The organism is Sporichthya sp. (genome assembly GCF_013815995.1).
Lineage (GTDB): Bacteria > Actinomycetota > Actinomycetes > Sporichthyales > Sporichthyaceae > Sporichthya.
Window position 1 is genome coordinate 1 of sequence record NZ_JACDFE010000105.1, and the last position, 14,530, is coordinate 14,530.

Annotated in this window: 14 protein-coding genes and 2 pseudogenes; 9 read left to right on the forward strand and 7 right to left on the reverse strand. The window is 70.3% G+C overall.

Annotated features, from left to right (window positions below; genetic code table 11):
- The 4 genes and pseudogenes from H0X00_RS12950 to H0X00_RS12965 form a co-directional block, all read left to right on the forward strand.
- On the forward strand, nt 1–3,390 hold a 3,390-nt coding region (locus H0X00_RS12950; RefSeq protein ID WP_293771497.1), incomplete at its 5' end, for a multifunctional oxoglutarate decarboxylase/oxoglutarate dehydrogenase thiamine pyrophosphate-binding subunit/dihydrolipoyllysine-residue succinyltransferase subunit.
- Between the two features lie 23 nt (nt 3,391–3,413).
- Nucleotides 3,414–3,590, forward strand: a complete 177-nt coding sequence (locus H0X00_RS12955; protein WP_293771499.1) for a DUF6104 family protein — start codon at nt 3,414–3,416, stop codon at nt 3,588–3,590.
- An 81-nt stretch (nt 3,591–3,671) separates the two neighbouring features.
- A pseudogene (locus H0X00_RS23860) lies at nt 3,672–4,429 on the forward strand (WD40/YVTN/BNR-like repeat-containing protein); the annotation flags it as partial.
- 29 nt (nt 4,430–4,458) lie between these two features.
- Nucleotides 4,459–4,770: a MoaD/ThiS family protein gene (locus tag H0X00_RS12965; protein ID WP_293771503.1), complete on the forward strand. Its 312-nt coding sequence runs from the start codon at nt 4,459–4,461 to the stop codon at nt 4,768–4,770.
- Between the two features lie 27 nt (nt 4,771–4,797).
- On the opposite strand, the gene H0X00_RS12970 is transcribed toward H0X00_RS12965, so the two are convergent.
- The 5 genes and pseudogenes from H0X00_RS12970 to H0X00_RS12985 all read right to left on the reverse strand — a co-directional run bounded on the left by H0X00_RS12970 (nt 4,798) and on the right by H0X00_RS12985 (nt 8,948).
- Nucleotides 4,798–7,146, reverse strand: coding sequence for a response regulator (locus H0X00_RS12970; RefSeq protein ID WP_293771526.1), 2,349 nt, complete (start codon nt 7,144–7,146; stop codon nt 4,798–4,800).
- Nucleotides 7,107–7,241 (reverse strand): hypothetical protein, encoded by a 135-nt coding sequence (locus H0X00_RS12975; protein WP_293771528.1) that lies wholly within the window; start codon nt 7,239–7,241, stop codon nt 7,107–7,109. The genes H0X00_RS12970 and H0X00_RS12975 overlap by 40 nt, the downstream gene beginning before the upstream one ends.
- 68 nt (nt 7,242–7,309) lie before the next feature.
- Nucleotides 7,310–7,471, reverse strand: a pseudogene (locus H0X00_RS23865) (PAS domain-containing protein); the annotation flags it as partial.
- Between the two features lie 128 nt (nt 7,472–7,599).
- Nucleotides 7,600–8,568 (reverse strand): zinc-binding dehydrogenase, encoded by a 969-nt coding sequence (locus H0X00_RS12980; RefSeq protein ID WP_293771505.1) that lies wholly within the window; start codon nt 8,566–8,568, stop codon nt 7,600–7,602.
- 26 nt (nt 8,569–8,594) lie between these two features.
- Nucleotides 8,595–8,948, reverse strand: a complete 354-nt coding sequence (locus H0X00_RS12985) for a S24 family peptidase (RefSeq protein WP_367186595.1) — start codon at nt 8,946–8,948, stop codon at nt 8,595–8,597.
- Between the two features lie 51 nt (nt 8,949–8,999).
- Between H0X00_RS12985 and sodN the strand changes: the two genes are divergently transcribed.
- Genes sodN through H0X00_RS13000 form a run of 3 tightly spaced genes read left to right on the forward strand, consistent with a single transcriptional unit; the run spans nt 9,000 to nt 10,627 of the window.
- Nucleotides 9,000–9,395, forward strand: coding sequence for a superoxide dismutase, Ni (sodN, locus tag H0X00_RS12990; protein ID WP_293771509.1), 396 nt, complete (start codon nt 9,000–9,002; stop codon nt 9,393–9,395).
- Complete coding sequence (locus H0X00_RS12995) at nt 9,392–9,793, forward strand: anti-sigma factor (RefSeq protein ID WP_293771512.1); 402 nt, start codon at nt 9,392–9,394, stop codon at nt 9,791–9,793. Before sodN ends, H0X00_RS12995 begins: the two co-directional genes overlap by 4 nt.
- Before the next feature lie 30 nt (nt 9,794–9,823).
- Nucleotides 9,824–10,627, forward strand: a complete 804-nt coding sequence (locus H0X00_RS13000) for an RNA polymerase sigma factor SigF (RefSeq protein WP_293771515.1) — start codon at nt 9,824–9,826, stop codon at nt 10,625–10,627.
- Between the two features lie 22 nt (nt 10,628–10,649).
- Here the strand turns inward: H0X00_RS13000 and H0X00_RS13005 are convergent, their stop codons facing one another.
- The gene (locus H0X00_RS13005) at nt 10,650–11,096 is read right to left on the reverse strand and encodes a hypothetical protein (protein WP_293771518.1); all 447 of its coding nucleotides are present in this window, start codon (nt 11,094–11,096) and stop codon (nt 10,650–10,652) included.
- Between the two features lie 388 nt (nt 11,097–11,484).
- Here H0X00_RS13005 and H0X00_RS13010 point away from each other — a divergent pair, with 388 nt between their 5' ends.
- On the forward strand, nt 11,485–11,736 hold the full coding sequence (locus H0X00_RS13010; RefSeq protein WP_293771519.1) for a WhiB family transcriptional regulator: 252 nt from the start codon (nt 11,485–11,487) through the stop codon (nt 11,734–11,736).
- Nucleotides 11,737–11,775: 39 nt separating this feature from the next.
- On the opposite strand, the gene H0X00_RS13015 is transcribed toward H0X00_RS13010, so the two are convergent.
- Nucleotides 11,776–13,299 carry a sensor histidine kinase gene (locus H0X00_RS13015; protein ID WP_293771521.1) on the reverse strand — a complete coding sequence of 508 codons (1,524 nt, stop codon included), beginning with the start codon at nt 13,297–13,299 and terminating at the stop codon, nt 11,776–11,778.
- A gap of 193 nt (nt 13,300–13,492) precedes the next feature.
- Between H0X00_RS13015 and H0X00_RS13020 the strand changes: the two genes are divergently transcribed.
- Nucleotides 13,493–14,431 (forward strand): DUF2785 domain-containing protein, encoded by a 939-nt coding sequence (locus H0X00_RS13020; RefSeq protein ID WP_293771523.1) that lies wholly within the window; start codon nt 13,493–13,495, stop codon nt 14,429–14,431.
- The last annotated feature ends 99 nt before the right edge of the window (nt 14,432–14,530 follow it).

Consider the following 14,530-nt stretch of genomic DNA (forward strand, 5'->3'; position numbering starts at 1 on the left):
CCCACAGCCCCCGCCGCTCCCGCGGCCAAGGCCGCGCCGGCTCCGCACGGCGAGGTCACCCCGCTCAAGGGCCCGGCCGCGCGCGCGGTCGTCAACATGGAGGCCAGCCTCACCGTTCCGACCGCGACCTCGGTCCGCGCGGTTCCGGCCAAGCTGCTCATCGACAACCGCATCGTCATCAACAACCACCTCAAGCGCGCCCGCGGCGGCAAGGTCTCCTTCACGCACCTGATCGGCTTCGCGGTGGTCCGGGCTCTGGCCGACGTGCCGGCCATGAACTGCGGCTACACCGAGATCGACGGCAAGCCCGCGATGATCACCCCGGACGCCGTCAACCTCGGCCTGGCCATCGACGTGACCAAGGCCGACGGGTCGCGCTCGCTGCTGGTCCCCTCGATCAAGAACACGCAGTCGTTGGACTTCTCCTCGTTCTGGCTGGCCTACGAGGACATCGTGCGCCGGGCCCGGAACAACAAGCTCGTCGTCGACGACTTCGTCGGCACCACGATCAGCCTGACCAACCCGGGCACCATCGGCACCGTCCACTCGGTGCCGCGTCTGATGCAGGGTCAGGGCACGATCATCGGCGTCGGTGCGATGGAGTACCCGGCCGAGTGGCAGGGCGCCTCGCCGGAGACGCTGGCCAACATGGCCGTCAGCAAGATCATGACGCTGACCTCCACCTATGACCACCGCATCATCCAGGGCGCGCAGTCCGGTGAGTTCCTGCGCCGGCTGCACCAGCTGCTGCTCGGTGAGGACGACTTCTACGACGACGTCTTCGCGTCGCTGCGGATCCCGTACGAGCCCATCCGCTGGGAAACCGACATCGCGACCAGCCACGAGGACCAGGTCTCCAAGCAGGCCCGGGTCCACGAGCTGATCGAGGCCTACCGCACCCGCGGGCACCTGATGGCCGACACCGACCCGCTGGAGTACAAGCAGCGCAGCCACCCGGACCTCGACATCGTCAAGCACGGCCTGACGCTCTGGGACCTGGACCGCGAATTCGTCTCCGGCACCACATTCTCCCTGTCCGGGTTGATGAAGCTGCGCGACATCCTCGGCGTGCTGCGCTCCTCGTACTGCCGCACCATCGGCATCGAGTACATGCACATGGCCGAGCCCAAGGAACGGCTCTGGATCCAGGAACGGGTCGAGCGCGCCCCGGACCGGCTGCCGCGCAACGACCAGCTGCGGGTGCTGCGCAAGCTGAATGAGGCCGAGGCCTTCGAGACCTTCCTGCAGACCAAGTACGTCGGCCAGAAGCGGTTCTCGCTCGAGGGCGGCGAGTCGGTCATCGCGCTGCTCGACGCGCTCCTGGTCGCCTCGGCCCAGGCCCGCCTGGACGAGGTCGCAGTCGGAATGCCGCACCGCGGCCGCCTCAACGTGCTGGCCAACATCGTCGGCAAGAGCTACGGCCAGATCTTCCGTGAGTTCGAGGGCAACATCGACCCGAAGTCGATGCACGGCTCCGGCGACGTGAAGTACCACCTGGGTCAGGAAGGGCGCTACACCGCGCACGACGGCTCGACCGTCAACACCTACCTGGCCGCGAACCCCTCCCATCTGGAGGCGGTCAACCCGGTGCTCGAGGGCATCGTGCGCGCCAAGCAGGACGTCATCGACCGGGGCGAGAGTGGCTTCACCGTGCTCCCCGTGCTGATGCACGGCGACGCGGCTTTCGCCGGCCAGGGCGTGGTCGCCGAGACCCTCGAGATGTCCCAGCTGCGCGGGTACCGCACCGGCGGCACGATTCACATCGTCGTGAACAACCAGGTCGGCTTCACCACCTCGCCGACCTCGAGCCGGTCCAGCCTCTACGCCACCGACGTGGCGCGTACCGTGGCCGCGCCGATCTTCCACGTCAACGGCGACGACCCCGAGGCGTGCGTGCGCGTCGCGCGCTGGGCCTTCGAATACCGTCAGGCGTTCAAGAAGGACGTCGTCATCGACATGGTCTGCTACCGGCGCCGCGGTCACAACGAGGGCGACGACCCCTCGATGACCCAGCCGCTGATGTACGACCTGATCGACCAGAAGCGCTCGGTCCGCAAGCTCTACACCGAGGCCCTCATCGGCCGCGGCGACATCACCTTCGAAGAGGCCGAGGAGGCCCTGAAGGACTACCGCGAGCAGTTGGAGAAGGTCTTCGCCGAGACCCGCGGCGCGCAGACCGTCCCGACCAGCGTCGGCTCTCCGATGAGCAACGACCAGGCTCCGGCCACCTCGGTGAACACGGCCATCAGCAGCGAGTCGCTGAAGCGGATCGTGGAGAGCCAGGTCAGCCTCCCCGAAGGCTTCAACGTCCACCCCCGGGTTGCGCCGCTGCTGCAGAAGCGCGCCGCGATGATCGAGACCGGCAACATCGACTGGGGCTTCGGCGAGCTGATCTCCTTCGGCTCGCTGCTGCTGGAGGGCCGCCCGGTGCGCCTGGCCGGCCAGGACTCCCGCCGCGGCACCTTCACCCAGCGGCACTCGGTCCTGACCGACCGGACCACCGGCGACGAGTACAACCCCATGCAGAACCTCAGCCCGGACCAGGGCACCTTCTACGTCTACGACTCGCTGCTGAGCGAGTACGCGGCGCTGGGCTTCGAGTACGGCTACTCGGTGGCCCGGCCCGAGGCGCTGGTGCTGTGGGAGGGCCAGTTCGGCGACTTCGTCAACGGTGCCCAGACGATCATCGACGAGTTCGTCTCCTCCGGTGAGCAGAAGTGGGGCCAGACCTCCGGCGTCACGCTGCTGCTCCCGCACGGCATGGAGGGCCAGGGCCCGGACCACTCCTCCGGCCGCCCGGAACGCTTCCTGCAACTGTGCGCGCAGGGGAACATGACGGTCGCGATCCCGACCACGCCGGCCAACCACTTCCACCTGCTGCGTTGGCAGGCCCTCTCCCCGCACCACCGTCCGCTGGTGGTCTTCACCCCGAAGTCGCTGCTGCGGCACCGGGCCGCGGTCTCTTTCCCGGGCGAGTTCACCTCCGGTCACTTCCGCCCGGTCATCACCGACGACACGGTCGACCCGGCCGCGGTGACCCGCGTCCTGCTCTGCACCGGGAAGGTTTTCTACGACCTGTCCGCGCAGCGCGAGCAGTACGGCTCGGCGACGGACACCGCGATCGTCCGGGTCGAGCAGTTGTACCCGCTGCCGGTCCCGGAGATCCAGGCCGCGCTGGGCGCCTTCCCGAACGTCTCCGAGCTGCGCTGGGTGCAGGAGGAGGCGGCCAACCAGGGCGCCTGGCCGTTCATGGCGCTGAACTTCGCCGAGCAGACCGGCCGGGTGCTCTACCGGGTGTCCCGCCCGGCCTCCTCCGCGCCCGCGGTGGGCTCACACTCCGTGCACGAGTACGAGCAGCAGATGCTGATCGAGCAGGCGTACGCCCGCTAGGCAGCCTGACTGACGGGATACGCGTGTACTTCACCGATCGGGGCATCGAGGAGCTCGCCGCACGCCGCGGCGAGGAGGACGTCAAGCTGGCCTGGCTGGCCGACCGACTGAGCGAGTTCGTCGACCTCAACCCCGATTTCGAGGTGCCGATCGAGCGGCTGGCCACGTGGCTGGCCCGGCTCGACGACGACGAGGACTGAGCGGGTCACCACCCGCGAGAATTCTCCCCCGGGCAGCGGTCATAGGTTGGAGGCAGCGCAGGACTGCACCTCGCCACCGCCAGCGGGGTCGAGGACGCGGCCCTGTTCCGGACCACCGACGGGGCGAAGAGCTGGCAGGAGATGCCCGGGCTGCGTGACCAGGGCTCCGGGCCGCACTGGCAGCCCGGCGCGGGTGGCCTGTGCCTGCACACGATCGTGCTCGACCCGACGGACCCGCTGCGGATGTACGCCGCCGTCTCGGCCGCCGGTGCGTTCCGCAGCGACGACGGCGGCGCGCAGTGGAAACCGATCAACCGGGGGTTGAAGTCCGAGGGCATCCCCGACCCCGATGCCGAGGTCGGGCACTGCGTGCACCGGATCACGATGCACCCGAACCGGCCCAGCCGTTATTCATGCAGAAGCACTGGGACGTCATGCGCAGCGACGACGCCGGGGAGAACTGGTTCGACATCGGCGGCAACCTGCCCACCGACTTCGGCTTCCCGATCGCGGTGCACGCCCACGAGCCGGACACCATCTACGTGGTGCCGATCACCAGCGACCACCTGCACTACGTGATGGATGCCAGGCTGCGCGTCTACCGCAGCCGGACCGGCGGCAACGAGTGGGAGGCGCTGACCGCCGGGTTGCCCCAGGAGCACTGCTACCTCAACGTGCTGCGGGACGCGATGGCGGTCGACTCGCTCGATCCGTGCGGGCTGTACGTCGGGACCAGCGGCGGCCAGGTCTACGCCTCCGCGGATTCCGGGGACAGCTGGACCGCGATCGCGGCGAACCTGCCACCGGTGCTCTCGGTTCAGGTGCAGGCGCTGCCGTGAGCGAGGAGCATGAGCGAACCATCGGCGCCGTGAGCGAGTCCGCCGAGATCCGGGTCCAGCTGCCGGCGCACCTGAAGGCCCTGGCCAAGGTCAGCGGCGAGGTGCGGCTCGACGTGCTTCTCCCGGTGACCCAGGCCGGGGTGCTCGACGCGATCGAATCGCGCTTCCCCGAGCTGCGAGGCAGGATCCGCGACGTCAAGACCGGCAAACGGCGCCCGCTGGTCCGCTTCTTCGCCTGCGAGGAAGACCTGTCCCACGACCCACCGGAGTCGGAGCTGCCACCGGAGGTCGTCGCCGGCACCGAGCCGTATCTGATCGTCGGTGCGATGTCCGGCGGCTAGTCGCCCCAGGCTCTTACGGACCCGGCCTCACTGGGCGAGTTCGGCCCGCAGTTGGTCGTGCAATCCAGAGCGCTGGCCGGTCAACCGCCCGACGATGCCGGCCAGAACCGGCCAGTCCGACTCGGCGGCCTGGTACTCCAGATCGTTCAGCAGCTCGCCGAACGCCGCCGCCCCGAGCGAGCGGGCCGGGGTCTTCAGCTTGTGCGCGGCCGCGGCGATCCGGGCCCGGTCCTGGGCCCGGCAGCCGTCCTGCAGGTCGGGCAACGCAGTGTCCACATCGGCCAGGAATTCCTCGGCCAGTTCCCGAACCACGTCGCGGCCGATCTCCTGGCACAGCTGCCCGACGACCGCGGAGTCGACCAACGGCCGGCCGTCGGAGGGCAGCACAGAGAGTGGGGCCGGGGGCGGCGCGGTGAGCAGGCCGCGCAGCATGCGGGCCAGCGAGGCCACGTCGATCGGCTTGGGCAGGAAGGCGTCCATGCCGACCTCGTAGCACCGACGCACGTCCTCGGTGGCCACGTTCGCGGTCATCGCGACGATGTGCAGGTCGCGCTCGGGCCAGCGCGCCCGGATCCGCCGGGTGGCCTCCAGCCCGTCCATCTCCGGCATCTGAATATCCATCAGAATCAGGTCGTAGGCGCGCTGCGCCAACGCCGTCAGCGCCTCCTGGCCACTGGCCGCGACGTCGGAACGGAAACCGAAACGGGCCAACAGGTGCTGAGCCACCTTCTGGTTCACCGGGGTGTCCTCGACGACGAGGATGGACAACCGCCGGCCGCCCGCGGGCATGGCGAAGACCGAGATCGGCGGCGCCGAGACGACGTCCCGAACCTTGCCGGTCCTGAGCAGCTCGACCATCACCTCGGTGAGCTTCTCCGGCCGGGGCGGCTTGGCCACCACCGCGTCGAAGACCTCGATGTCCATTGTCCGGGTCGGGGACGTGGCCTGCAGCAGGACCAGGCGGATCCCCTCGTTCCGGGCCCGGAGCGCTCGGCCCAGTTCGATCCCGTCCATGCCGGGCATGTCCAGGTCGAGCAGGGCGAAGCCGAAGAGGCGGTCCTGCTCCCGGTCGACGATCTCCAGCGCCTCCGGGCCGCCGGCGGCGGAAACGCACTCCATGTCGTTCTGGTAGGCCCACACCTCAAGAAGCTGACGGTTCGTCGCATTGTCGTCCACCACGAGAATCCGCTGCCCGGCGAGGCCGGTCGGGGCCGCGGAGTCGGCGTCGTCGCGACGCTCGACCGGGAAGCAGAAATTGACCGTCGTGCCGACCGCGGGCGTCGACCGCATCTCCATCCGGCCACCCATGGACTCCACCAGGCGGCGGCTGATCGCCAACCCCAGCCCGGTGCCGCCGTAGATCCGCGTGGTGGTGCTGTCGGCCTGGGTGAACGGCTCGAAGAGGGTGTCGATGCGCTCCGGTGCGACGCCGATGCCCGTGTCGCTGACCACGAACCGCAGCCAGGTGCCGGCCTCGTCGGCGGGCTCCACCTCCACCCGCACCACAACCTCGCCGGTGTGGGTGAACTTGACCGCGTTCGCGAGCAGGTTGACCAGCACCTGGCGTACCCGCGTCGGGTCACCGACCACCACGAGCGGGACGTCCGGCGCAACGTCGCACGCGAGCTCGAGACCCTTCTCGTGCGCCTGCAGGGTGACCAGGTCCAAGGTCTCCCCCAGCCAGCCGCGGACCTCGAAGGCGACCTCTTCGGGCACGAGCTTCCCGGAGTCGATCTTCGCGTAGTCGAGGATGTCGTTGATGATCGTGAGCAGGTGCTCGCCCGAGGTGCGCAGGGTCTCGACGAAGTCGCGTTGCTGGCGGTCCATCGGGGTGTCCAGCAGCAGGCTGGTCATGCCGATGATCGCGTTCATCGGGGTCCGGATCTCATGACTCATGTTGGCCAGGAACTCCTGGCGGGACCGGGCGGCCCGCTCGGCGGTGTCGCGGGCCCGCGCCACCACGGCCTCGAACGCCTTGCGCTCGGTCACGTCGCGGACGGCTGCGGTCACCAGCAGCCCGTCCTCGGTCTCGATCGAGGACAGCGAGATCTCGGCCGGGAACTCGGTGCCGTCCTTGCGGCGGGCGCTCAGGTCGGTACCGGCGCCCATCGCCCGCACAACCGGCTCGGCGAAATAGCCGGCCCGATGCTGGCGGTGGGTTCCCCGTGCGCGCTCGGGGACCAGGGTCTCGATCGGGCGACCGAGCAGCTCGTTGCGGGTCCAGCCGAACAGGCTCTCGGCCTGGGTGTTGACCAGCTGGATCAGCCCGGAGCCGTCTACCCCGAGCATCGCGTCGGGAGCGGCCTCAAGGAGCCCGGAAAACTTGGCCTGGGTCCTCAGCCGGTCGGTCGCGTCCCGACCACCGCGGTGACAAATCGCCCATCGACGGTCTCGATCGCGGACAGCGAGATCTCCGCCGGGAACTGCGTGCCGTCCTTGCGGCAACCGAACAGGTCCAGGCCGGCGCCCATCGGACGCACCTCCGCGTCGGCCACGTACCGGGCGCGGTGCCCCGGGTGGTGCGCGCGGGCGTTGGGCGGTCCAGCACCTCGATCGCCTTGCCGATCAGCTCGGCCCGGCTCCAACCGAACAGGTTCTCGCCCTGCGCGTTCACGAACAGGATGGATCCGGTCGAATCCACCACAAGGACCGCGTCCGGCAGCTGCTCGATGAGCTGCTCACTGATGCCCAGCTTTTCCACCCGTGCCCGCCTCCGCTGCCACCGAGGTAGTCGGCAGTCGGAGGTACGGACATGACCCCCCGAAAGTCCCTATTCGGCCGGGGGTCCGGACAGCTGAATCAGACGGTGTGCCCTGCGGTCAACAGTCCTCAATCGACGGTGAAGACGACCTTGCCGAACAGGTCGCCGGAGTGCATCTTCGCGAAGCCGTCGCGGGCCTCGCGCAACGGAACGATCGTGTCGATCAGCGGCTTCACGCCGGCGGTCGCCATGAACTGGGCGAGCCGCTCCAACTCGTCCCGCGAGCCCATCGTGGAGCCGACGACGGAGAGCTGGAGGAAGAAGATCCGGGTCAGTTCCGCCGGCGGGGCGTCGCCGGTCGTGGCGCCCGAGATCACGATCGTCCCGCCCGGCTTGAGCGCCTTGACCGAGTGCGACCAGGTCGCCTTGCCGACGGTCTCGAAGACGGCGTCGACCCGCTCGGGCAGCCGGGCGCCGGACTCGAACACCTGGTCCGCCCCGAGGGCGAGCGCCCGCTCCCGCTTGGCCTCGTCACGGCTGCTCGCCCAGACCCGCATGCCCGCGGCCCGGCCGAGACTGATCAGCGCGGTCGCGACGCCGCCACCGGCGCCCTGGACCAGGATCGTCGCGCCCGGCGAGATGCCGGCGCGGGTGAACAGCATCCGGTAGGCGGTCAGCCACGCGGTGGGCAGGCAGGCCGCTTCCTCCCAGGAGAGCTGCGCCGGCTTCGGGACCAGGTTGCGCCGCGGCACGACGACCTTCTCCGCGATCGTGCCCTGGTAGCGCTCGGAGAGCAGCGAGCGCCTCGGGTCGAAGGTCTCATCGCCCTTCCACTCCGGGTCGCCGATGACCGCGTGCACGATGACCTCGTTGCCGTCCTCGTCGACCCCGGCGGCGTCGCAGCCGAGGATCATCGGCAGCTGCTCCGCCTTGAGGCCGACCCCGCGCAGGCTCCAGAGGTCGTGGTGGTTGAGCGAGGCCGCCTTGACGTCGACGGTGACCCAGCCGTCCTTGGCGATCGGGTCGGGCCGCTCACCCAGGTCGAGGGCGGAGATGGGGTCATCGGGAGAGAAGCGCGCAGCGCTCACGGCGAACATGCTCCGACCCTATTCAGGGATGCAACTCAATCGGCACCGGAAGGCCGCCGAATTGCGGGCCACAACCGGACCGCCACGACGGCGATCACGTCGACGTCCGGGATCGCCCCGACCAGCCAGGAGTCGACCCCGGCGGCCGGGTTGTCCCGCTCCACCCACCAGCCCTCCGGCTCGCGGCGGGTGACGCGCTTGACCGCGAGGCCGCGGTCCGGCAGCCGGACCACCGCCAGCCGGCCCACCCGGGGCCGGGCGCCGTAGCGGATCAGCAGCAGGTCCCCGGGGCGCAGGGTGGGGCGCATCGACTCGCCGGACACCCGCGCGGTCCCCCAGCGCCGGCTCCGACGACCGGGACGCACCTCACGATCATGACTGCCGCCCACAGGGGTAGTCTCGCGATGACTCTCAGGAACCGACCCGAAGGGCCCGATTCGATGCCGCTGCTGCTGCGCCCGATCGCCGTCTCCGCCCATTGCGACCTGCCCTGCGGCGTCTACGACCCGGCGCAGGCCCGGATCGAGGCCGAGTCCGTCAAGGCGACCATCGAGAAGTACCACGGGAGCGACGACGAGACCTTCCGCCAGCGCGCGGTCAAGGTCAAGGAAGAGCGGTCCGACCTGGTCAAGCACCACCTCTGGGTGCTGTGGACCGATTACTTCAAGCCGCCGCACTTCGAGGCGTACCCGAACCTGCACCAGCTGTTCAACGAGGCCACCAAGCTGGCCGGCGCGGGCGGTACCAAGGGCTCCCTGGACGTCGAGGTGGCCAACAAGTTGCTGGCCAAGATCGACGAGATCGCCGAGATCTTCTGGGCGACCAAGAAGGCGTGAGTCTGACCAAAGGCGCCGTCGGCGAGGACTTCGTCGAGGTCCGCCTCCCGGCCGACGGCGCGTACCTGTCCGTGCTGCGCACCGCGACCGCGGGCCTCGCCGCCCGGCTCGACTTCACCATCGACGAGATCGAGGACCTGCGGATCGCCGTCGACGAGGCCTGCGCGATGTTGCTCGCCCAGGTGGTGGCCGACACCGAGCTGCACTGCCGGTTCACCCTCGCCGCCCCCACCCTCACGGTCGAGGTGACGGCTCCCACCCGGTACGGCAAGGTCCCGGCGCGGGACACCTTCGCCTGGACCGTGCTCACCGCGCTGGCCGGCGAGGTGACGGCGACGGTCGACTCCGACCAGCACCTGACGATCACCCTGCGCAAGACCGCTGAGGGGGCGGCATGAGTGCCACCCCCAGGTCGGGACGCGCCTGACGTGGTCGACCCCACGGCAAACGACGTCGTACGCGACGCGGGGCGGGAGGCCGAGCGCGACCGCGCGCGCGGGATGCTCGCCGAGCTCGCAGCCCTCGCGCCGGAAGACCCGCGACGCGGGCCGCTCCGGGACGCCCTGGTCGAGGTGCACCTGCCCCTGGTCGAACACCTGGCCCGCCGTTTCCGCAATCGCGGCGAGCCGCTCGACGACCTGGTCCAGGTCGCGACCATCGGGCTGATCAAGTCGGTCGACCGGTTCGACCTGGAACGCGGCGTGGAGTTCTCCACCTACGCCACCCCGACCATCGTCGGGGAAATCAAGCGCCACTTCCGGGACCGCGGCTGGGCGGTGCGGGTCCCCCGGCGGCTGCAGGAATTGCGCTTGCACCTGTCCACCGCAACGGCCGAGCTCTCCCAGCAACTGGGCCGCGCCCCGACGGTGCACGAGCTGGCCGAGCGACTCGGCCGCTCCGAGGAAGAGATCCTGGAGGGGCTGGAGTCAGCCAACGCCTACAGCACGCTCTCCCTGGACGTGCCGGATCAGGGGGAGGGCGACTCCCCCGCGGTGGTCGACTCGCTCGGCAGCGAGGACGAGGCGCTGGCGGGCGTCGAGTACCGCGAGTCGCTCAAGCCGCTGCTGGAGCGACTGCCACCCCGGGAGAAGCGGATCCTGCTGCTGCGCTTCTTCGGCGGGATGACCCAGTCCCAGATCGCGACCGAGCTCGGCATCTCCCAGATGCATGTGTCCCGCCTGCTGGCGCGGACGCTGACGAAGCTGCGGGCCGATCTGCTGGTCGAGGAGTAGCTCGAGGAATAGCTCGAGCAGCTCAGTCCTCGATCGGCTCGTCGAGGACGGCGTTGGAGGTCGGCGCGAACAGTCCCGCCAGCACCACCGCCGTCGAGACCAGGAGCGGATAGGCCGCCCCGGGCAGGTCGTCCTTGGTCGTGAAGCCGACCGGGATCATGATCAGCTGCCCGACCAGCGACGGCGCCCGGGCCCAGCCATTCCCGCCGAGCAGCCCGCGGGCCACCACCAGCAGCCCCAGTCCGCCGGCCAGGGCCAGCACTCCGACCAACGTGGCGTTGAGCAGGTCGTCGCCGGAGTCTGCGATCCCCACGACCAGTGTCGCCATCCCGAGACCGACCAGCAGCAGCGCCTGCAGCGCTTGAGCCACCGCAGCGATCACCAACGGTCGCGGTCCGTGGCGGAGGTCGGCGAGCAGCGCGGCCGCTTGGAACTGGTCCGGAACCCTGCGCTGACCTGGGGTTTTCACGGCTGCTTTTCCTACCCTTTGTGGGACTCGTACCACAATCCGGCCACCAAGATCACATCAGGAGTCGGTGGGCGCGGTTAGTTTCCGAAGCTCTGGGCAGATGCGCCGGTGAAGGCGCAGAGGGCCAGGTCCGGTTTGTGGCGCATTTACCTGTCTTAGGGGGTTGTGTCGACGATCGCGGGTGGTTCAAGGTGGACCTCTGCCCGGGACCTCCGATCGGCCGCCGAGGCCGAAAGTCCCTTGTCAGGTGCTTCAACTCACACAAATATCTCTCGTGTTGAGGCTCCCGCAAACGCTCGTGAAACTGTTCACTAGGTACCAGCAAGTAAGTATCCACCGGGACCGGCGCTCGCCTGAGGCCGGACCCACCACCTGAGGAGTAACACCCATGGACTGGCGCCACCGCGCAGTCTGCCGGGACGAGGATCCCGAGCTGTTCTTCCCGATCGGGAACACCGGCCCCGCCCTGATGCAGATCGAAGAGGCCAAGGCTGTGTGCCGACGCTGCGACGTCGTCGAGACGTGTCTGCAGTGGGCCCTCGAATCCGGCCAGGACGCCGGCGTCTGGGGCGGTCTGTCCGAGGACGAGCGTCGCGCTCTCAAGCGTCGCACCGCTCGCGCCCGGGCCCGCGTCATCTGACTCGGCAGCACCCTGAGCAAGAAACCAGCACGACAAGCGTCACGAACCCCGGCCGCTCCGGCCGGGGTTCGTGGCGTTCCGGGCCAGACCGTGGTGGACGGGGATGCCCAGGGACACCCGAGTACCCCCGCCCGGGCGGGCGCCGATCTCCAGCTCCCCGCCGAGCTCGCCGGTCACCAGCGTCCGGACGATCTGCAGGCCGAGGTTCGCCGAGGCGACCGGGTCGAATCCGGCCGGGAGCCCACGGCCGTCGTCGTCCACCTCGACCCTGAGCACCTCCCCCTCGCGCTTCGCGCGCACCACGAGCAGCTGTGAACCCGCGGTGATGCCGTGCTCGAGCGCGTTCTGCAGCAGCTCGGTGAGCACCATCGACAACGGCGTGGCCAGGTCCCCCGCCAGCGTGCCGAACGTGCCCTCCCGGCGCGGCTCGACCCTCGCCTCCACCGAGGAGACGTCGGCGAGCATCACCAGCACCCGGTCCACCACTTCGTCGAAGGCGAGGTTCTCGTCCGGGGAGATCGAGAGTGTGTCGTGCACGATCGCGATCGAGCCGACCCGGCGCACCGCCTCTTCCAGCGCGGTGCGGGCCTCCGGCTCGCTCAGCCGGCGGGCCTGCAGCCGCAGCAGCGCGGCCACCGTCTGCAGGTTGTTCTTCACCCGGTGGTGGATCTCCCGGATCGTGGCGTCCTTGGTGATCAGCTCCCGCTCCCGGCGCCGGACGTCGGTGACGTCGCGCAACAGCACGATCGCCCCCAGGTGAGCCTCCGGGGAGTCGAGCGGGATGGCCCTCAGCCCGACCACAACGTCCTCGGTCTCGATCTCCAGCCCCCGTGGCTTGCGCCCGCCGGCGACCACCGCCAGCGCCTCCTCCACCGGGCCGTGGGTGGGGGCGAGCTCGGCGGTGAGCGTGCCGAGGTGGTTGCCGATCAGGTCGGTCGCCAGGCCCAACCGCCGGTAGGCGGACAGGGCGTTGGGGCTGGCGTAGGTGACCACGCCGTCCGCGTCGAGCCGGATCAGCCCGTCCCCGACCCGCGGCGAGCCGTCCTGCAGCGCCGTGAGGACGGCGCCGCTGGTGCCAACGTGCGGAAACAGGCCGGCGGCGATCATCCGGGCCAGGTCCGCCGCGGACTGGATGTAGGTCAGTTCGAGCCGGCTGGGGGTGCGGACCGAGATCAGGCTGGTGTTCCGCGAGATCACGCCGAGGATCCGGTCCCCGCGGCGGACCGGGATGGCCTCCATCCGCACCGGGACGTCGCTACGCAGCTCCGGGTCCCCCTCGCGCACGATCCGGGCCTCGTCGAGCGCGATGTCCAGCAACGGCCGGTGCCCCCGCGCGGTCCGGGTGCCGACCAGGTCGTCCTGGAAAGCGGTCGGCCCGGTGGTCGGGCGCATCTGGGCCACCGCCACATACCCCTCGCCGTCCCGGTGGGGCAGCCACAGCACCAGGTCGGAGAAGGAGAGGTCGGCGAGCAGCTGCCAGTCCGCGACCAGGACCTGCAGCCACTCCCGGTCGTCGGCGTCGAGGTCCGTGCTCGCGCGGATCAATTCGGTGAGAGACGCCACGTCGGGAAGCGTACGGTCGGCGCTCACTAGCCGTGCAGACGGTGAGAGACGGCAGGTCATCGGCAGCGTACGGGCGGCCCCTTGCGCGCCTGCGGGCCGGCGACGCCGGGGCCTCACCGGAGGGTTCGGTCAGGAACGACGGGTAAATTCGACGGATCGGCACGCCCCAGACATCAGGACGCGGAGGTACGCGGTGACCGATCCGGACCGGCGCGCCCCCACGGGCGCAGCGCTGGACCCCGGATTCTGGGAGGACGTGCTCGCGCGGGGGGCTGCCGTTCCGGCCGACCGGCGCCTGGACGACATGACCGTCGAGCTTGTCGAGATGCTCGGCGACCTCGACCCGCACCTGCGCGACGACCTGGCGCTGACCGTGTTGCTGCGGTGGATCGCCGCCGGGGTGTACGACGACCTGCTCCCGGCGATGGGCGACGGCATCAGCGAAGGCCTGCGGCCCGGCCTCGGCGAGGACGGCACCCCGTCGGTCCTGCGCCGCTCGTTCTCCGCGCGGGTACTCGCCGCGGTGATCGACCGGGACAACGTCCTGCACGGGATGCACCGCGAGGCGGTGCTGCGCTGGGGCGACCGCGGCCTGTCCTGGCTGGTGGCGGAACGGGACCTGCGCGGCCACGTCCCGGGCGCCGGTCGGGCACACGCACTGGCGCATGCGGCCGATCTGCTCCGGGCGCTGGCCCGGTCCCGGCACCTGCAGGCGGAGGGCCTCGGGGTCCTGCTCGACACCCTCGCGGACCGGCTGCTGCGGCCGACCACGCACAGCTTCTCCGGGCTGGAGGCCGACCAGCTCGGCTTCGCCGCGATGACCCTGCTGCACCGCGATGCCGTCGACACCGTCACGGTTCAGGGCTGGATCCACCGGCTGGCCGCGGGCTGGGCGGGCACCTGGACCCAGACCGGGCCGGTGCCGGCTCAGGTCGCCAACACGGTCGCGTTCACCCGCGCCCTGCACCTGCAGCTGCTGCTCGGGGTCCGCCGGGGCCGGGGCGGGCGCGAACAGGCCGCCCTCGAGGGTCCACCGGCCGCCCGCGTCGAGGTGCTGGCCACCCTGCAGGCCGTACTCCGCACCTCCGGGCCGCACTTCGAGCCGAGCCGCCCCATCCCGGGCACGCGATGAGCCCGCCAGAACGTCCGACAGAGCGTCCGACCGACGGTCCGTCCGGCGGGCCCTTCGACTGGGTCGACGCCCACGCCGCGGCGCGGGTCGCCGCCGGAC

Excerpts from the sequence above, each read along its gene's own strand:
- H0X00_RS12975 (WP_293771528.1), bottom strand. The coding sequence starts at position 7,241 with ATGGGCGCCGGCCTGGACCTGTTCGGTTGCCGCAAGGACGGCACGCAG.
- H0X00_RS12980 (WP_293771505.1), bottom strand. The coding sequence starts at position 8,568 with ATGTTCGCCGTGAGCGCTGCGCGCTTCTCTCCCGATGACCCCATCTCC.
- sodN (WP_293771509.1), top strand. The coding sequence starts at position 9,000 with ATGCCGCTGCTGCTGCGCCCGATCGCCGTCTCCGCCCATTGCGACCTG.
- H0X00_RS13010 (WP_293771519.1), top strand. The coding sequence starts at position 11,485 with ATGGACTGGCGCCACCGCGCAGTCTGCCGGGACGAGGATCCCGAGCTG.